The sequence below is a fragment of the Micromonospora sp. ZG13 genome (genome assembly GCF_059359355.1).
Window position 1 is genome coordinate 310,440 of record NZ_JCADBQ010000007.1, and the last position, 17,323, is coordinate 327,762.

Below are 17,323 nucleotides of genomic sequence, written 5' to 3' on the forward strand. Positions count from 1 at the left end.
GGAACCCCTACCGCCGCGACGGGGGTCGACGCGGCACTGGGGTCGGTCACCGCGCCGTGTCGCACCGTGGTCGGGCGGGCTGTGAACTGCGTTACCTCGCCGCCGGACGGGAATGAGATCATCGGATCCGGATTTGCAGCCAGGTGTGACTCCTACACCGCTGACGGGCCGGCCGCGCGACGACCGGCCGGAGACGATCCGTTGACCGCCGCCGTCGACACCGGCGAGGCTCCGGCGGCCCGGCCGACGCCGGGCGAGCTGATGAGCCCCCGGCAACGCCTGCGGCTCGTCCTCGTCCTCGGGTCGCTGACCGCGGTGGGCCCGCTGACCATCGACATGTACCTGCCGGCGCTGCCGGCCATCGTCGCCGACTTCCAGACCACGTCGGCGGCGGTCCAACTGACCCTCACCGGCACCCTGGCGGGCCTCGCCATCGGCCAGTTGCTGATCGGCCCGCTGTCCGACGCCGTCGGCCGGCGCGCGCCGCTGATCGCCGGCGTCGCGCTGTACGTCGTGGCGTCACTGCTCTGCGCCGTCGCACCGAGCGTCGCCGTCCTCGGTGGCCTGCGGGTGGTGCAGGGCCTCGGCGTCGCCGCCGCCTCGGTGGTCGCCATGGCCGTGGTCCGCGACCTGTTCGACGGCGCGGCCTTCGCCAAGCTGCTGTCGCGGCTGCTGCTGGTCATGGGGGCGGCGCCGATCCTCGCCCCGACCCTCGGGGGCGGCCTGCTGCGCTGGACGGACTGGCGCGGCGTGTTCATCGCCCTGGCCGCCTTCGGCGTGGTGCTCGTCGTGGTCGCCGCGCTGGGCCTGCGCGAGACGCTGCCGGCCGAGCGCCGCCGGCGCGGCGGGGCCGTCGCGACGCTGTCCGTGTACGGCGCGCTGCTGCGCGACCGTACGTTCGTGGGCCTGGTCCTGGTCGCCGGGCTGGCCATGGCGGCGCTGTTCGCGTACGTGGCCGGGTCGTCGTTCGTCCTGCAACAGCAGTACGGCCTCAACGAGCAGCAGTTCGGGCTGGCCTTCGGAGCCGGTGCCGTCGGGCTGATCGCGGCCACCCAGTTCAACGTACGGCTGCTGCGCCGGCACTCGCCGCAGCGGATCCTGGTCGTCGCCCTGGGCGCGGGGAGCGTGGCCGGCCTGGCGCTGCTGGCCTTCGCCGTGACCGGGATCGGCGGGCTGCCCAGCCTGCTCGTGTCGCTGTGGGTGGTGCTCGCGGCGGCGGGCCTCGCGATGCCGAACGCGCCGGCCCTGGCCCTGTCCCGCCACGGCGAGGCGGCCGGCACGGCCTCCGCCCTGCTCGGCGCCGTGCAGTTCGGCGTCGGCGCGCTGGCCGCGCCCCTGGTGGGCGTGCTCGGCACCGGCGCGGTCGCCATGGCCGTCGTCGTCGCGGGCGGCATGCTGGCGGCGACGGCGGTCCTGCTCCTCGTGGTGCGCCCGGCCCGCCTCGCCGGCCTCGAACCGGAGGCGGGGGTCCTGGCGGCGCACTGAGGGCCTGCACGCCGCGGCGGCGCCACGCGTCGCTCCCGGAGCACGCGGCCGGCCGTGGCCGCCGGGTGCACCGGTCAGCGGCCGGCGCCGCCGAGTGACACGGCCCGCCGCGTCCGGCTCGGCGGGCCGCCCACCGTTGGCGCCGGCCCCTGCCGCGCCTGACTCGGCGGGCCGTCCACCGTCGAAGCGTGGCCCGGCGCCGAGGCTCACGCCGGCGATGGCCACGCGACGGGTCAGCGGGGCTGCTCGGCGAGCCCCCGGATGCCCTCGAGGGTGCCGGTCATGGCTTCGCGCAGGGCGGCCAGCCGGCGTTCGATGATCTCCTCCTCGTGCTCCGGGGCCTGGTCGATGACCAGGCTCAGCCCGGTGCGGGTGGGGCCGATGCGCACCGAGTGCGACAGCCGGCACCCGTCGCCCTCAGGGGTGAGGCGGTACTGCCAGGTGGCCCCCGGGCGCGTGAGGTCGGCGGGGCCACCGCCGAAACGGTTGTCCGGGTCGGTGACCACCCAGCCGAAGACCCGCGGCTGGTCGAACTGCACGACGTGCGAGATGGTGCGCCACTCGCCCAGCGCGGGATGCTGGTTGTGCCCCTCGAACCGGGCTCCGAGGGCCGGCCCCCGGGCGTCATCCAACCAGCTCACCCGCAGCAGCTCCGAACTGAACCGCGCGGGCAGTTCGATGTCCGTGACCAGCTCCCACACCCGGGCGGGATCGGCTGCCAGGTGGAGGTCGCATTCGACCGCCGGGCCGTCGACGTAGCGCACGGCATCCTCCTTCGTGTCCTTCACGGTGCTCCGACGCTCCGGCCGCACCCCGCCGTCGCAAGGCGGGCGGCAGCCGCACCGGACAAGGATGGCCCCTGCGGGCCGATCGCGCTGCCCCGCCGGGCGCCACCTGCGTTGACGCCGGCCGGCGGCCGGGTCATGGCGGCGACGCGAACGGGTATGCCGTCGCATGGCAACCGAGGTCGTCGTGGTCGGCGCCGGTTTCTCCGGGCTGGCCGCCGCGCTCACGCTCGCCCGCGCCGGCGTACGCACGCGGGTGCTGGAGGCGCGGGACCGGGTGGGCGGGCGGGTGCTCACCCGGTGGCTGGCCGACGGCACCCAGCTCGATCTGGGGGCCCAGTGGGTCGGCCCGACCCAGGAGCGGGTCAACGGGCTCCTCGCCCGGTACGGGATCGGCACCTTCGCGTCCGCCGCGTACGGCCCGTCGACCGTGCTGTTCCCCGACGGCCGGCACGCCGGGGCGCCTGAGGCCGCCGGCAGGGTCCTCGACCTGCTCGACGCGTACGCCGAGCGGGTCGACCCGGCCGCGCCGTGGGCGGCGGCGCAGGCCGCCGAGTGGGACCGTACGACGCTGGCCGGCTGGCTGCGCACGGCCGCGCCGGACCCGGCGACCGCCCGCTATCTCGGCCGGCTGCTCGCCGGCGGCCTGCTGGCCGCCGGGCCGGACGAGATCTCCCTGCTCCAGATGGCGTTCTACCTGCGCTCCGGCGGCGGCAGCCGGGCGCTGCTCGCGATGGCCGGCGGCGCGCAGCAGGACCGCGTCGTCGGCGGGCCGCCGGTGCTGGCCGAGGCGCTGGCCGCCGCCCTCGGCCCGGACGCCGTGCGGCTGGGCGCTGCGGTGCGGGCGATCGCGCAGGACCACGCCGGCGTGGTCGTGCACACCGACACCGACCGCGTCGAGGCGGACGCGGTGGTGGTCGCCGTGGCGCCGACGCTGGCCGGGCGCATCCGGTACGACCCGCCCCTGCCGGCCCTGCGCGACGCGCTCACCCAGCGGATGCCGATGGGCTCGGCGTTCAAGGTCCACGCGGTCTACCCGGAGCCGTTCTGGCGCGCGGACGGCCGCTCCGGTGTCGCCGTCTGCCTCGCCGGGCCGGTCACCGAGACGGTGGACAACGGCACCCCGGACTCCGCGCGCGGGGTGCTGACCGCGTTCAGCTACGGGCCGGAGGCGAACGCGCTGCGGCGGATGTCGCCGGGGGAGCGCAGGGCGGGCCTGCTGGACGCCCTGGCCGCCGTCGTCGGTCCGGCGGCCCGGCGGCCCGAGGAGTTCGTCGAGTACGACTGGTCGGCCGACGAGTGGACGCGGGGCTGCTTCTGCGGGGCGCCGACCCCCGGCTCCTGGTGCGGGTACGGGCCGGAGCTGCGCCGGCCGGTGGGGCGGGTGCACTGGGCCGGCACGGAGACCGCCACCCGGTGGGCCGGCTACCTGGACGGGGCGATCGAGGCCGGCGAGCGGGCGGCCGCCGAGATCCTGGCGGGCGCGGGCCGCTGAGCACCGGCGACCCGGCGCAGGGCGACGATGGCGGCGGGCACCGGGCCGACCGGTAAGCTCGGGCGGGCCGTGGCGTCGGACGACCGGTCCACGGGTGACGGCGCGGGCTGAGCGGGGTGACGTGGTGGTGACAGCCGACTGGCAGGCGGGCGGCGCCGATGCCGCCGGGCCGGTACTGGCGCTGGCGGCCATCGCGGGGCGGCAGAGCCTGCGCGAGGAGGTGGCGCACGCGCTGCGCGCCGCGATCGTGGCGGGTCAGATCAGGCCCGGCACCATCTACTCGGCGCCCACGCTGGCGACGCAGTTCGGGGTCTCCCCGACCCCCGTGCGCGAGGCGATCCTCGATCTGGCCAAGGAGGGCCTGATCACGATCGTCAAGAACAAGGGCTTCCGGATCAGGTCCCTGTCGGAGCGGGAACTCGACGAGATCACCCAGATCCGGGAGCTGCTGGAGATCCCGGTGGTGGCCGACCAGGTGGGCCGGCTCTCGGCGGAGCAGCTGCGCGAGCTGCGGGTGCTCGCGCAGGCCATCGTCAAGGCGGCGAGCCGGGGCGACGTGGTGGCGTACATCGAGGCGGACAGCGAGTTCCACCTGACCCTGCTGCGCGCGGGCGGCAACCTGCGGCTGGTGGAGACGGTCGCCGACCTGCGTAACCGCACCCGCCTGTACGGGCTCGACGCGCTGGTCAGGGACGGCCGGCTGGTCGACTCGGCGGACGAGCACGTCCAGCTCATGGACCTGTTCGCGGCGGGGGACCGGGACGGGGTCGTGAACCTGATGCGCGGTCACCTGCGGCACGTGCGCGGCATCTGGGCCGACCGGCCCGAGCGCTAGCCGGGGCGCCTCGCGCCGGTCCGGCACGCGGCCGGCCGGCGCGCCGACCACGGTCGCGGGTGCGGTCGTCGGTGCCGGGGAGAGGAACACCGTTCGGATCTGGTGGACGTCCCGACGACCGTGCTACGGTGCCATGTAACATTTTACTGGAGGTGGCGTGGAACAGATTCCGTGGCGGGGCGTCCTGGCGGCCGCCGCCCTGCCGTTCGACCCCCGTGACCTGAGCGTCGACCTCGACGCCTACGCGGCGCACGTCCGGTGGCTCGCCGACAACGGCTGCCGCGGGGTCGTCCCGAACGGCTCGCTGGGGGAGTACCAGGTGCTCAGCGCCGAGGAGCGCGAGGCCGTCGTGCGCACCGCGGTGCAGGCGGCCCCCGCCGGCTTCTCGGTGGTTCCCGGCGTGTCGGCGTACGGCGCGGACGAGGCGCGGCGCTGGGCGGAGCAGGCGGCCGAGGCGGGCTGCCAGGCCGTGATGCTGCTGCCGCCCACCGCGTACCGCGCCGACGAGGCGGCCGTGCTGGCCCACTACCGCGAGGTGGCCAGGGCCGGCCTGCCGATCGTGGCCTACAACAACCCGCTCGACACCCGCGTCGACATCACCCCTGCCCTGCTGCGCCGGCTCTTCGAGGAGGGGCTCGTGGTCGCGGTCAAGGAGTTCAGCGGCGACGTCCGCCGCGCGTACGAGATCGCCGAGCTCGCGCCCGGCCTCGACCTGCTGGCCGGCGCCGACGACGTGGCCCTCGAACTGCTGATGGCCGGGGCGGTCGGCTGGATCGGCGGCTACCAGAACGCCATCCCGGACAGTTGCGCCCGCCTCTACGAGGCTGCCGTCGCCGGGGACCCGGCGACCGCCGTGCCGCTGTACCGGACGCTGCACCCGCTGCTGCGCTGGGACTCCCGCTCGGAGTTCGTCCAGGCGATCAAGCTCTCCATGGACGTGGCCGGCCGGCCGGGCGGCCCCACCCGCCAGCCGCGCCAGCCCCTGCCCCCGGCCGTCGCCGCCGAGATCCGCAGGACCACCGAGCGGCTGCTCGCGGCGGGTCACCGCTGATGCGTACCAACCGCGTCATCCACGTGGTCGACTCGCACACGGAGGGGATGCCCACCCGGGTGGTGACCGGCGGGGTGCCGGTGATCCCCGGCGCCACCATGGCGCAGCGCCGCGAACACCTGATGACCCACCTCGACCACCTGCGCACCTTCCTGATGTGCGAGCCCCGGGGCCACTCGGCGATGTCGGGGGCGATCCTGCAACCGCCGACCCGGCCGGACGCCGACTTCGGCGTGATCTACATCGAGGTGTCCGGCTGCCTGCCGATGTGCGGGCACGGCACCATCGGCGTGGCGACCGTGCTCGTCGAGACCGGGATGGTCGAGGTCACCGAGCCGGTGACCACCGTACGCCTGGACACCCCCGCCGGACTGGTGGTGGCGTCGGTCGCGGTGGCCGACGGCCGCGCCACCGCCGTCACGATCCGCAACGTACCGTCCTTCGTCGCGGCGCTGGACGCCGTGGTCGACGTCCCCGGACTGGGCCGGGTCCGCTACGACCTGGCCTACGGCGGGAACTTCTACGCGGTGGTGGACCTCGCCGAGTTGGGCCTGACCCTCGACCGGGCCCACAAGCAGCGGCTGCTGGAGGCCGGACTGGCCATCATGGCGGCGGTCGACGCCACCGACCGGCCCGTGCATCCCGAGCAGCCGGAGATCTCCGGCTGCCACCACGTCTACCTGGCCGGCGAGGGCTCGGACGCCCGCCACTCCCGGCACGCCATGGTGATCCACCCGGGCTGGTTCGACCGGTCACCCTGCGGTACGGGCACGTCGGCGCGGATGGCGCAGCTGCACGCCCGGGGCCTGCTGCCGCTCGACCGCGACTTCGTCAACGAGTCCCTGCTCGGCACCCGGTTCGTCGGACGGCTGGTCGACACGACCACCGTCGCGGGCCGCCCGGCGGTGGTGCCGACGGTCACCGGGCGGGCCTGGCTGACCGGCACCGCCCAGTACTTCCTCGATCCCGACGACCCCTTCCCGGCAGGATTCCTGTGGTGACCGAAATGATCCGGAGCCGTTCTCCGCAGTGCCCCGGCGACGTGGTCGCCGAGCGCGCCGCGGTGTCCCCCGACGAGGTGCGCGCACTGGCCGCGCGCTCGCGTACCGCACAGGCCGGCTGGTGCCGGGAAGGGCCCGCCGGCCGCGCCTCGGCCCTGCGCGCGGCGGCGGACCGGCTGCGCGAGCGGGCCGACGCGGTCGCCGACCTCATCGTCCGCGAGGTCGGCAAGCCGGCGGGGGAGGCCCGCGCCGAGGTCGACCGCGGGGCGGCCATCCTGGACTACTACGCACAGGCCTGCTACGCCGCGACCGGTGACGTGCTGGCGCCCTCGCTGCCGGCGCACCAGCCCGGCCTGCTCTTCACCGAACGCCGCCCGCGCGGCGTCGCCGGGCTGGTCACGCCGTGGAACTTCCCGCTGGCCATCCCGCTGTGGAAGGCCGCGCCGGCGCTCGCCACCGGCAACGCCGTGCTGCTCAAGCCCTCCCCGGAAGCGCTCGCCTGCGGCGAGGCCGTGGCCGGGCTCTTCGAGGGGCTGCTGCCGAGCGGGCTGCTGCACGTCGTGCCGGGCGGACCGGCGACGGGCCAGGCGGTCGTCGAGGCGAGCGACGTCGTCTCGTTCACCGGGTCCGCGGCGGTCGGCGCGCAGGTCGCGGTCGCGGCCGCCCGCGCCGGACTGCCGGTCCAGGCGGAGATGGGCGGCCAGAACGCGGCCGTCGTGCTGCCCGACGCGGACCTCGGGCAGACCGCCGCGCTGCTGGCCAACGCCGCGATGGGGTACGCCGGACAGAAGTGCACCGCGACCCGGCGGATCGTCGTGGTGGGCGACGCCCGGGAGTTCACCGAGGCGCTGGTGGCCGCCGTGACGTCGCTGCGGTTCGGCGATCCGGCCGAGGCGAGCGTGGTCGCCGGCCCGGTGATCGACGCGGCGGCGCGTGAGCGGGTCCTCGACGCCGCCGGGGCCGCGCGGGCCAGCGGGGCGCGGCTGCTCACCGGCGGTACGGGCGGCCCGACCGCCGCCGACGACGGCTACTACGTCGCGCCGGTGCTGATCGACGGGCTCGACCCGGCACACCCCGTGGCCCGGGAGGAGACCTTCGGGCCGCTGGCGGCGATCCTGTCCGTGCCGGACCTGGCCGGCGCCGTCGACCTGGTCAACGACGTGCGGTACGGGCTCGTCACCTCGGTGCACGGCCACGACGTCGGCGCGCTGCTCGACGCCGCCCGGCGGATCGACACCGGCCTGATCCGGGTCAACGCGCCGACGACCGGGGTGGACTTCCACGCCCCGTTCGGCGGCGAGAAGGCCTCCAGCTACGGCCCGCGCGAACAGGGCACCGCCGCCCTGCACTTCTACACCTCGGTCCGCACCGTCACCTTCGCGGCGCCGCCGCGACCCCACTGACCCACGCCACCGACCCCTCCACGTCAAGGAGCCGCTGTGACCCGCGACCTGCGTACCGGCAGCCACGACCTGCCCGTCAGCCCCGCGCTCGAGGAGTTCATGCTGTCCGGCTGGGCGGACACCGAGCAGTACGACCTGCCGGTCGACGAGGTCGCCGGCTGGGCCGCGAGGCGGCGCGCGCGGCTGCACGAGCTGTTCGCCGGCCAGCGCCTGGTGGTCCCGGCCGGTGGCTACCAGCAGCGCTCCAACGACCAGAACTACCGCTTCCGGCCCCACTCGGCGTACACCTGGTTGACCGGCGACCAGTCCTCCGACGGCGTCCTGGTGGTCGAACCCGACGGGGACGCCACGCTGTTCCTGCGTCCCCGCTCGGGACGCAAGGACGGCGAGTTCTTCCGGGACCGGGTCTACGGCGAGCTGTGGGCCGGCCGGCGTCCCACCCTAGGCGAGAGCAGCCGCCGGCTGGCCCTGCCGACCCGCCACGTCGCCGAGCTGGCGCCGGCGTTGGCCGGGGCGCACACGCCGACGCGGGTGCTGCGCGGCGTCGACGCAGGTGTCGACGCGCTGCTCGGCGGCGGGGCCACCGCCGGCGACGCCGAGTTCGCCGCCGTGCTGGCCGAGCTGCGCCTGGTGAAGGATCCCTGGGAGATCGCCCAGCTGGAGCAGGCGGTGGCCACCACGACCCGCGGCTTCGAGGACGTGGTGCGGGCGCTGCCGATGGCGATGCGGACGTCCGAGCGGTACCTGGAGGGGGTGTTCTGGCAGCGCGCCCGGCTGGAGGGCAACGACGTCGGCTACCAGTCCATCGTGGCCGCCGGCGCGCACGCGGCGACCCTGCACTGGAACGACAACGACGGGCCGGTCCGCGACGGCGACCTGCTGCTGCTCGACGCCGGGGCGGAGACCCGGTCGCTGTACACCGCCGACATCACCCGGGTCCTGCCGGTCTCCGGCCGGTTCAGCCCGTTGCAGCGCGACCTGTACGAGCTGTGCCGGCGGGCCAACGACGCCGCGCTGGAGTGCCTGCGGCCGGGGGCGCACTTCCGGGCCTTCCACGAGGCCGCGATGACCGTGCTGGTGCACGGGCTGGCAGATCTCGGGGTGCTGCCCTGCACGCCGGAGCGGTCGTTGGCGCAGGACTGCGGCCTGCACCGCCGGTGGACCCTCTGCGGCTCGGGCCACATGCTCGGCCTGGACGTGCACGACTGCGCCGCCGCCCGCTCCGAGACCTACCTGGACGGCCGCCTCGCGGCCGGTCACGTGCTGACCGTGGAGCCGGGACTCTACTTCCAGCCGGACGACGAACTGATCCCCGCCGAGCTGCGCGGGCTGGGCATGCGCATCGAGGAGGACGTGCTGATCACCGACGACGGCTACCGCATGCTCTCCGCCGACCTGCCCCGTCACGCGGACGACGTCGAGGCGTGGATGCACCGCGTCGCCTCATGACCGCCGCCAGCCCGGACGTCGTCGTCATCGGGGCGGGCATGGTCGGCGTCGCCTGCGCCTACTACGCCGCCCGCGCCGGACTGGCCGTGACTGTGGTCGACCGGGGCGGGGTGGCCGCCGGCACCACCGGCGCCGGCGAGGGCAACATCCTCGTCTCCGACAAGCCGCCCGGGCCGGAGCTGGCGCTGGCCCGGCACTCCGTCGCCCTGTGGCGGGAACTCGGAGAGAGTCTCGGCGGGGAACACATCGAGCTGGAACACAAGGGCGGGCTGGTGGTGGCCGCCTCGCCGGCCGAACACGCCGCGTTGCGGGCGTTCGCCGCGAGCCAGCGCGCCGTCGGGGTCGAGGCGTACGAGGTGGCTGCCGAGGCGTTGCCCGGGTTCGAGCCGCACCTGGCCCGGGACCTCGCCGGCGGCGTGCACTATCCGCAGGACATGCAGGTGCAGCCGATGCTGGCCGCCGCCCACCTGCTGCGTGCCGCCGGGGTGCGGCTGCTGACCGGGACCAGGGTCGTCGGGGTGCGCCGCGACGCCACCGGAGCGGTCCGGGCCGTGGTGACCGACCGGGGCACGCTGCACACCGCGACGGTGGTCAACGCCGCCGGCGTCTGGGCCGGCGAGGTCGCCGCCCTGGCCGGGGTCGAGCTGCCGATCCTGCCCCGGCGCGGCTTCATCCTCGTCACCGAGGCGCTGCCGCCGCTGGTGCGGCACAAGGTGTACGCGGCCGGCTACGTCGCCAACGTCGGCCGCAGCTCCGGCGACCTGGAGGTCTCGCCTGTGGTGGAGGGCACCAGGGCGGGCACGATCCTGATCGGCTCCACCCGGGAACGGGTGGGGTTCGACCCGACGATCCCGCTGCCGGCGCTGCGCCGGCTGGCGGCGGGCGCGGTCCGGCTCTTCCCGGTCCTCGGCCGGGTGTCGGCGATCCGCGCCTACCGGGGGTTCCGGCCCTACAGCCCCGACCACCTGCCGATGATCGGCGCCGATCCCCGGGTGCCGGGCCTCTACCACGCCGCCGGCCACGAGGGCGCCGGGATCGGTCTCGCCCCGGCCACCGGGCACGCCGTCGCGGCACTGCTGACCGGGCGCCGCCCGGACATGGACCTACGACCATTCGCCCCGGAGCGCCATGACGTTCACCTTTGACGGCCGCCCCGTCCCCACCGACGGGCGGCGGACGATCGCCGCCGCACTGCTCGCCGCCGGCATCCGCTCGTGGCGGCGCACCCGGGTCGGCGACCGGCCCCGGGGGATCTTCTGCGGGATCGGGATCTGCTTCGACTGCCTGGTACGCGTCAACGGGACGCCGTCCCAGCGCGCCTGCCTGGTCGTCGCCCGTCCGGGGGACGTGGTCGAGACCCACGACGACGGCGGGCCGCGGCCGTGACCGCGTACGACGTGGTGGTGGTCGGCGCCGGGCCGGCCGGGCTGGCCGCGGCGGCCTCGGCGGCGCGGGCCGGCTGCCGGGTGGCGCTGCTCGACGCCGGGTCACGCCCGGGCGGGCAGTTCTGGCGGCACCGCGCCGACACCGACGGCGGCGAGCACCCCGACTGGTCGACGTTCGCCCGGCTGCGCGGGCAGCTCGGCCGGGTCGCGTACCGGGCCGACGCCGCCGTCTGGTTCGTGGAGTCCCCGGCGGGCCGCGCCGACCCGCAGTTCGCCGTGCACACCCGTGCGGGGGTGGTGCGCGGGCGCCGGCTGGTCGTCGCGACCGGCGCCCACGACCGGGTCGCGCCGTTCCCGGGCTGGGACCTGCCCGGCGTGGTCACCGCCGGCGGCGCCCAGGCCATGCTCAAGGGCCAGGGGGTGACCTTCGCGCGGCGGATCGTGGTGGCGGGGACGGGACCGTTCCTGCTGCCGGTCGCGACCGGCCTGGCCGCGGCGGGCGGCACCGTCGTCGGCGTCTACGAGGCGAACGACCCGGCGGGGTACGCCCGCCACCCGCGCGCGGTCGTCGGCGCGGCGGGCAAGCTCGCCGAGGCCGGCCGGTACGGCTGGCGGATGCTGCGGCACGCCGTGCCCTACCACCGCCGGACGGCGGTGGTGGCCGCGCACGGCACCGACCATGTGACCGGGGTGACCGTCGCCCGGCTCGGTCCCGGCGGCACCGTGCTGCCCGGCACCGGCACCCGGGTGGAGTGCGACGGCCTCGCGGTGGGCTTCGGGTTCACCCCGCAGCTGGAGCTGGCCGTGGCCCTGGGCTGCGCGACCCGGCTGGACCGCGACGGCAGCCTGGTGCTGGCCGCCGACGCGGCTCAGGCGACCTCGGTGCCGGGGGTGTACGCGGCCGGTGAGGTCACCGGCGTCGGCGGTGCCGGCCTGGCGCTGGTGGAGGGGCAGCTCGCCGGGGGCGCCGCCGCGCTCTCCCTCGGCCGTCCGCCGCCCTTCCCGGCCCGCCGGCTCGACCGGCTGTTGCGGGCCCGGCGCCGGCTGCGCCGGTTCGCGGCGGCGCTGCACGCGGTCCACCCCGTGCCGGCCGCCTGGCCGGACTGGTGCGCCGACGACACGCTCGTCTGCCGGTGCGAGGAGGTGCCCGTCGCGGCGGTCCGGCGGGCGGTGCGGGAGCTGTCCGCCACCGACGCCCGGGGCGCGAAGCTGCTGACCAGGGCCGGCATGGGCTGGTGCCAGGGTCGGGTCTGCGGCTACGCCACGGCCTGCCTGGTGGCCCGGGAGGTGGGCCGGGCGCCGGGCGTGGCCGACCTGGCCGGGTACGCGTCCCGTCCGCTGGCGCAGCCGGTCACGCTCGGCGAACTCGCCGCCGACGACTGAGCGCTGCGGGCCCGGGCCGCCGCCGATCCGCAAGGCCACGCGGGCGCGCCGGCCGCCAGCCGGTGGTGGCCGCCAGCGCTACGCGCGGGCGGCCACCACTGCCGGACGTGGCGCGGGTCGTCAGTACTCCGACTTCACGGTGACCCCGCTGAACGCCTGCCTGGCGTGCAGGCTGACGTAGTGGTAGCCGGGGGCCGGATTGTCGATCGTGATCGTCTCGCCGTTGCCGCTGGTGACCGACCGGTGGGTGTACGCGCTCGTGGTGGCCCAGCCGCTGGGGCTGTAGTACAGGTCCGCGTCGCCGGTGCCACCGGACGAGGTGATCGTCAGGCGGGCGGTGCCGGCGGGCACCTGGAGGTAGAGGTAGGAGAGGTTTCCGGTGGTGGCCTGGAGGTTGCTCCGCTGGCAGTTGCGGCCCAGCGTCCGCACGTCGCCGCCGGTGCACTCGGGCAGCGCGGCGGGATCGCCGGTGACCGTGACGTCGCGGGAGGTCCGGGCGGTGGCGCCCTTGTCGTCGGTGACGGTGAGGGTGACCGCGTACGTGCCGGCGGCGCGGTAGGTCTTGGTGGGGTTGGTCGCCGTCGAGGTGGTGCCGTCGCCGAAGGTCCAGGAGCGGGCGGCGATGCTGCCGTCGGCGTCGGTGGACCGGTCGGTGAAGGTGGCGTTGAGTCCGCTGGTGGTGGACGTGAACGCCGCGACCGGGGCCTGGTTTCCGGGCGGGTTGGTGCCGCCGCAGTTGCCGGCCGCGCAGGCGCCCAGCCAGGCGTACCAGTCGGTGTCGTAGCGGCTGCCGATGGTGCCGGTCAGCAGCGTGCGGGCGGCGTTCCAGTTGCCCGTGCGGTAGTGCCCGAGCAGCGTGGTGACGTCACCGCGGTGCGACTGGAGCATGTAGCGCACCGCCAGGTAGCCCCACCGGTAGACGCGGTTGGTGTCGTGGTTGTACGTGGTGTCGAAGAGCGTACGCAGGGAGTAGGTCTTCTTCCCGGCCTCGGTGATGGCGGCGCCGTAGGTCAGTTCCCGGTACGAGTACGACACGTACTCGGCGAAGCCCTCGATCCACCAGATGGTGGGGGTGGCGATGTTGGCGGTGAAGTCGCCGTACATGTTGAAGCGACCGTCGAGGTAGTGGGTGTACTCGTGGTTGAGGTTCCAGATCTCGAAGGTGGGCCGCAGCCACTCCGCCTCGTACGCGATGAAGCGCGCCTGGTTGCCGGCGGCCGCCGGGTCGCCTTCGAGGTACATGCCGCCGTTGTTCGTGTCGATGCCGAACATCGGCCCGCCGTACGTCTGGTAGTCGGTGCTGGAGTCGTAGACCACGACCTCGATGGTCGTGTTGCGGTCGTTGGCGACCGGGCCCGTGTCCGCCGCGATTGAGTGGAAGTAGGCGTCCTGGTTGCGCATGCTCGTGCATGCCCAGTCGAGTTGGGTGGAGGTCATCTGCTGGGCGCGGATGCGGATGGTGTTGCCGCAGGTGTAGGTGATCGGCAGGACCTCGGCCGCGAGCCGCCGCTGGAGGTCGCAGGTGCCGTAGTAGGCGCACTCGGCCTTGTCGTAGTGGTCGGTCATCTCGGCGACGCCGACCCAGAGGGCGGCGGTGGGGCCGGTGATCGCGCTCAGGTCGAGCAGGCCCCGGGCCAGGGGTCGCGTCTTCGACCGTAGGGCGGTGTGCTGGAGGAAACGGCCCAGTTCGCGGCCGGCGTTGGAGACGAGGTAGCCGCGGTCGGTGCCGAGCAGGGCCCGCTTGCCGGAGGCGAAGGTGTACAGGGTGTCCAGGACGCTCGGGTCGGCGCTGACCGTGCTGACGAACTCGGGCACCTGGTGGCCGCGGAACAGCACCGTGTAGACGTTGTTGACGGCGTTGAGCATCCACCACGACGAGTCGTACGAGCTGTTGTAGCTGGTCAGCAGCCGCTTCACCACGTACAGGTAGCGGGCGTTCTCCTCCGCGCTGTCGATGAGGGTGACCGCCTCGGCCAGCACCTCGCCGTTGGCGTCGCTGACGTTTCCGGAGCGGCTGTTGGCGAAGAACGTGTCCAGCCCGGCGCGGATGGCGGTGCGCAGGCCGGGGCCGTAGGAGCCCACCGTGGCGGGATGGTTCCACCGCACGTAGTAGCCGGCCCGCAGGTACAGCACGAGCTGGGCGGTGCCCGTGCGGTTGGTGCCGTCGTAGGCGGCGGCGTCGTCCCGCAGCCCGTACGCCACGCTGGTCATCTGCGCCTCGCGGAAGGCCTGGGCGGCGTCGCTGCCGGAGAGGCTGAACAGGGTGTTCACGCAGTCGGTCGTGGACGCCTTGATCTGCTGCACCAGGGCGCTGCCGGTCCGGCTGGTGAAGTCGCTGACCGCGCATGGCGCGGCGGCCGAGGCGCGCATCGACGGGGCGACGCGGCTTCGGGCGGCGTCGGGCCGGTCGTAGTCGCGGCGCAGCTCCTCCCGGGACGAGGGGAGCGGGGCTCGTTCGTTGACCGGCAGCGGCGACCGCCGGACGTGGGCGTCGGCGGCGCCGGAGCCGGTGCCGGCGTCGGTCGGGGCGGCGCCGGTCGGCCTGGGCGGCGGTGCCGCGTTCGCGGTGCCGGCGGAGGCCATCGGGGCCAGCCCCAGCCCCAGGGCCAGTGCCAGTGCCAGCGGGACGGCGGGCCAGCCGCGCCGGTGTCGTGGTCTCGAAGTTCTCACGGGTCGCCTCCTGGCGTTCGTGGTCCGGCCGGGCGGCCGGCGGGTGGTGGTGTGAGGTGGCTGCGCGCTGACGTCCGTCGATCAAGCGGGACTCGCGCTGCGGGTGGCCAGTACAATGGCACACATCACACATCGTGTAAAGAATCGCTGGTGGTCGATATGAGTGACGGTTCGGCGACCGTCCGCAGCCGTTGACACCCGCTCGGCCGGTCGCCTAGGGTCTGCGGGCGACCCACAACTACATAGACGCCGTTCGAACCCGCGCGGGAGAGATCCCGACCGTCCGTCGGGGCGCCGAAGGAGCAAACTCCCAAGAAACTCTCAGGCCCCGTTACCGCTCGGGTGAGGCGAACTCTGGAAAGCAGACGATCCGTCGTCTCACCCACGGTGCAAGCCGCCAACCGGCGGTGAAGCTCTCAGGTCGATGACAGAGCGGGAGGCAACCGACCGTACGACGCGACCGCGTCGGGACGAGGGAGGCCTCCGTGCAGCACAGTCCGACACCCCTGCTCCGCTCACCCCTGCACGCCGTGCGCGCCGAACTCGGCGCCCGGTTCACCGGCTGGTCCGCGCCGCTGCGCCACGGCAGCGAGACCGCCGGGCACCGCGCGGTACGCGAACGCGCCGGCCTCTTCGCTGGAGGTCGGTCCGGGTCGGTTGCGTCCGGCGCCCTCAGCCCCGCCGACGCGGTACGCGGCACTCCGCCGCCGCTCTACCGCCGCCCGCGCTGACGCGCACCGATTCATCCCCAGGAGTGAGCACCATGGACGTTCCCGCGCGTCTGCGCTACAGCAGGAACCACGAGTGGCTCGACGACACGACCGAACCGGCCGCCGTGGGCATCACCGCGTTCGCCGCCGCCGCCCTCGGCGACGTCATCCACGCCGAGCTGCCCGAACCGGGCACCCACCTGAGCGCGGGCGAGGTCTGCGGCGAGGTGGAGTCCACCAAGTCGGTGGCCGAGCTGTACCTGCCGGTGAGCGGCGAGATCGTCGCCACCAACGACGCGGTCGTCGCCGACCCGGACCTGATCGGCACGGACCCGTACGGGGCGGGCTGGCTGGTGCGGGTGCGCCTGACCGACGCGCCGGCGCTGATGACGGCCGACGAGTACCGCGCCTACCTGGCCGACGCCGACGCGGCGGCTGCGGGCCCCACGGCCCACCCGTGAACGTCCGCCGGGGACGCGTGCGCGCACCGCACCCCGGCGGCACCAACCCGCTCGCCGCCGTCCGGCGACGGCGTCGCGACCCGGCCCTCCGGAAAGGCGTTCCATGCCGAACAAGCTCCTGCTCCTGGCCGCGGAGAACGAGCGCATGCGCGCACTGGTCTCGCGGTCGTCCCTGACCCGGGGAATCGTCCGCCGGTTCGTCGCGGGCGAGGAGGATCGTGAGGTGGTCGCGGTGGCCCGCCAGCTCGCCGGGGTGGGCCTCCAGGTCACGATCGACCTCCTCGGCGAGGGGACCACGGCGCTCGCGCAGGCCGAGGCCACCCGCGACACGTACGTCGCGCTGCTGTGGTCATTGCACGCCGCGGACCTGGCCGCGACCGCCGAGGTCTCACTGAAGGTCTCGGCGCTCGGTGGGTCGCTGCCGGGTGACGGGTACGGGCACGCCCTGCGGCTCACGCGCGACGTCTGCGCCGCCGCCGCGGCCGTCGGGTCCGGCGTCACCATCGACATGGAGGACCACACGACCGTGGACGCGACCCTCGCCCTGCTCGGCGAGCTGCGGGCGGAGTTCCCGTGGGTCGGCGTCGCCCTCCAGGCGTGCCTGCGGCGTACGGCGGCCGACTGCCGGCGGCTCGCCCACGCGGGCAGCCGGGTGCGCCTGGTGAAGGGCGCCTACGCCGAGCCCGCCTCGGTGGCGTACGTCAGGAAACACCAGGTCGACGACGAGTTCCGGCGGTGCCTGCGCATCCTCATGGAGGGGCAGGGGTATCCGATGGTCGCCACCCACGACCCGAAGCTCATCGAGCACACCTTGCACCTGGCGCGGGTGGGCGGGCGCAGCGTCGAGGACTTCGAGTTCCAGATGCTGTACGGCATCCGCGAGAACGAGCAACTGCGACTGGCGTCGGGCGGGAACCGGATGCGGGTCTACCTGCCGTACGGCCGCGACTGGTACGCGTACTTCATGCGGCGACTCGCCGAGAAGCCCGCGAACCTGCTGCTGCTGGCCCGCTCGTTCACGCCCGGTTCCGCCAACTGAGCCGCCGGGTGCGGCCGACGCGACAGGAAGTGCAGCCATGATCAGTGTGTTCGATCTGTTCAGTGTCGGTATCGGGCCGTCCAGTTCCCACACGGTGGGGCCGATGCGGGCGGCCCGTACGTTCGTTGCGGGGTTGAAGGCCGACGGGTTGTTGGCCGGGACGGCTCGGGT

Annotated in this window: 16 protein-coding genes and 2 riboswitches; of the genes, 14 read left to right on the forward strand and 2 right to left on the reverse strand. The window is 74.8% G+C overall.

Features of this window, described 5'->3' with window-relative positions; genetic code table 11:
• The first annotated feature begins 261 nt into the window (after nucleotides 1-261).
• Nucleotides 262-1,485 carry a multidrug effflux MFS transporter gene (locus AC5L34_RS17800; protein ID WP_441178187.1) on the forward strand — a complete coding sequence of 408 codons (1,224 nt, stop codon included), beginning with the start codon at nucleotides 262-264 and terminating at the stop codon, nucleotides 1,483-1,485.
• Nucleotides 1,486-1,718: 233 nt separating this feature from the next.
• On the opposite strand, the gene AC5L34_RS17805 is transcribed toward AC5L34_RS17800, so the two are convergent.
• Complete coding sequence (locus tag AC5L34_RS17805; protein WP_441178175.1) at nucleotides 1,719-2,273, reverse strand: SRPBCC family protein; 555 nt, start codon at nucleotides 2,271-2,273, stop codon at nucleotides 1,719-1,721.
• 166 nt (nucleotides 2,274-2,439) lie between these two features.
• Between AC5L34_RS17805 and AC5L34_RS17810 the strand changes: the two genes are divergently transcribed.
• From AC5L34_RS17810 to AC5L34_RS17850, 9 genes are all read left to right on the forward strand, one after another.
• Complete coding sequence (locus tag AC5L34_RS17810; protein WP_441178174.1) at nucleotides 2,440-3,765, forward strand: flavin monoamine oxidase family protein; 1,326 nt, start codon at nucleotides 2,440-2,442, stop codon at nucleotides 3,763-3,765.
• 127 nt (nucleotides 3,766-3,892) lie between these two features.
• Nucleotides 3,893-4,600: a GntR family transcriptional regulator gene (locus AC5L34_RS17815; RefSeq protein ID WP_357977813.1), complete on the forward strand. Its 708-nt coding sequence runs from the start codon at nucleotides 3,893-3,895 to the stop codon at nucleotides 4,598-4,600.
• 157 nt (nucleotides 4,601-4,757) lie between these two features.
• On the forward strand, nucleotides 4,758-5,651 hold the full coding sequence (locus AC5L34_RS17820) for a dihydrodipicolinate synthase family protein (RefSeq protein WP_441178172.1): 894 nt from the start codon (nucleotides 4,758-4,760) through the stop codon (nucleotides 5,649-5,651).
• Nucleotides 5,651-6,652 carry a proline racemase family protein gene (locus AC5L34_RS17825; RefSeq protein WP_441178171.1) on the forward strand — a complete coding sequence of 334 codons (1,002 nt, stop codon included), beginning with the start codon at nucleotides 5,651-5,653 and terminating at the stop codon, nucleotides 6,650-6,652. The genes AC5L34_RS17820 and AC5L34_RS17825 overlap by 1 nt, the downstream gene beginning before the upstream one ends.
• Nucleotides 6,653-6,657: 5 nt before the next feature.
• Entirely contained in the window at nucleotides 6,658-8,055 is a 1,398-nt protein-coding gene (locus AC5L34_RS17830) for an aldehyde dehydrogenase family protein (RefSeq protein WP_250100301.1), read from the forward strand.
• A 99-nt stretch (nucleotides 8,056-8,154) separates the two neighbouring features.
• A complete protein-coding gene (locus AC5L34_RS17835) occupies nucleotides 8,155-9,504 on the forward strand; it encodes an aminopeptidase P family protein (RefSeq protein ID WP_441178186.1) in 1,350 nt (449 codons plus the stop codon).
• Complete coding sequence (locus AC5L34_RS17840; protein ID WP_441178170.1) at nucleotides 9,501-10,649, forward strand: NAD(P)/FAD-dependent oxidoreductase; 1,149 nt, start codon at nucleotides 9,501-9,503, stop codon at nucleotides 10,647-10,649. The genes AC5L34_RS17835 and AC5L34_RS17840 overlap by 4 nt, the downstream gene beginning before the upstream one ends.
• Nucleotides 10,633-10,890, forward strand: coding sequence for a (2Fe-2S)-binding protein (locus AC5L34_RS17845; RefSeq protein ID WP_357663247.1), 258 nt, complete (start codon nucleotides 10,633-10,635; stop codon nucleotides 10,888-10,890). Before AC5L34_RS17840 ends, AC5L34_RS17845 begins: the two co-directional genes overlap by 17 nt.
• A complete protein-coding gene (locus tag AC5L34_RS17850; RefSeq protein ID WP_441178169.1) occupies nucleotides 10,887-12,272 on the forward strand; it encodes an FAD-dependent oxidoreductase in 1,386 nt (461 codons plus the stop codon). Before AC5L34_RS17845 ends, AC5L34_RS17850 begins: the two co-directional genes overlap by 4 nt.
• Before the next feature lie 120 nt (nucleotides 12,273-12,392).
• On the opposite strand, the gene AC5L34_RS17855 is transcribed toward AC5L34_RS17850, so the two are convergent.
• Entirely contained in the window at nucleotides 12,393-14,942 is a 2,550-nt protein-coding gene (locus tag AC5L34_RS17855) for a collagenase (protein ID WP_441178168.1), read from the reverse strand.
• Between the two features lie 254 nt (nucleotides 14,943-15,196).
• Nucleotides 15,197-15,289: riboswitch (glycine riboswitch) on the forward strand.
• A 5-nt stretch (nucleotides 15,290-15,294) separates the two neighbouring features.
• Nucleotides 15,295-15,375, forward strand: a riboswitch (glycine riboswitch).
• Between the two features lie 52 nt (nucleotides 15,376-15,427).
• Between AC5L34_RS17855 and AC5L34_RS17860 the strand changes: the two genes are divergently transcribed.
• From AC5L34_RS17860 to AC5L34_RS17875, 4 genes are all read left to right on the forward strand, one after another.
• Nucleotides 15,428-15,673 carry a hypothetical protein gene (locus AC5L34_RS17860; protein WP_441178167.1) on the forward strand — a complete coding sequence of 82 codons (246 nt, stop codon included), beginning with the start codon at nucleotides 15,428-15,430 and terminating at the stop codon, nucleotides 15,671-15,673.
• 32 nt (nucleotides 15,674-15,705) lie between these two features.
• Entirely contained in the window at nucleotides 15,706-16,113 is a 408-nt protein-coding gene (gene gcvH, locus AC5L34_RS17865) for a glycine cleavage system protein GcvH (protein WP_441178166.1), read from the forward strand.
• Between the two features lie 103 nt (nucleotides 16,114-16,216).
• Nucleotides 16,217-17,152, forward strand: coding sequence for a proline dehydrogenase family protein (locus tag AC5L34_RS17870; RefSeq protein WP_441178165.1), 936 nt, complete (start codon nucleotides 16,217-16,219; stop codon nucleotides 17,150-17,152).
• Nucleotides 17,153-17,189: 37 nt separating this feature from the next.
• Nucleotides 17,190-17,323 (forward strand): serine dehydratase beta chain (locus AC5L34_RS17875; protein WP_441174049.1); only part of this gene is annotated, 134 nt, incomplete at its 3' end.

Coding starts and splice junctions, on each gene's coding strand:
- AC5L34_RS17800 (WP_441178187.1), top strand. CDS start 262: ATGAGCCCCCGGCAACGCCTGCGGCTCGTCCTCGTCCTCGGGTCGCTG.
- AC5L34_RS17810 (WP_441178174.1), top strand. CDS start 2,440: ATGGCAACCGAGGTCGTCGTGGTCGGCGCCGGTTTCTCCGGGCTGGCC.
- AC5L34_RS17825 (WP_441178171.1), top strand. CDS start 5,651: ATGCGTACCAACCGCGTCATCCACGTGGTCGACTCGCACACGGAGGGG.
- AC5L34_RS17830 (WP_250100301.1), top strand. CDS start 6,658: ATGATCCGGAGCCGTTCTCCGCAGTGCCCCGGCGACGTGGTCGCCGAG.
- AC5L34_RS17835 (WP_441178186.1), top strand. CDS start 8,155: ATGCTGTCCGGCTGGGCGGACACCGAGCAGTACGACCTGCCGGTCGAC.
- AC5L34_RS17840 (WP_441178170.1), top strand. CDS start 9,501: ATGACCGCCGCCAGCCCGGACGTCGTCGTCATCGGGGCGGGCATGGTC.
- AC5L34_RS17845 (WP_357663247.1), top strand. CDS start 10,633: ATGACGTTCACCTTTGACGGCCGCCCCGTCCCCACCGACGGGCGGCGG.
- gcvH (WP_441178166.1), top strand. CDS start 15,706: ATGGACGTTCCCGCGCGTCTGCGCTACAGCAGGAACCACGAGTGGCTC.
- AC5L34_RS17870 (WP_441178165.1), top strand. CDS start 16,217: ATGCCGAACAAGCTCCTGCTCCTGGCCGCGGAGAACGAGCGCATGCGC.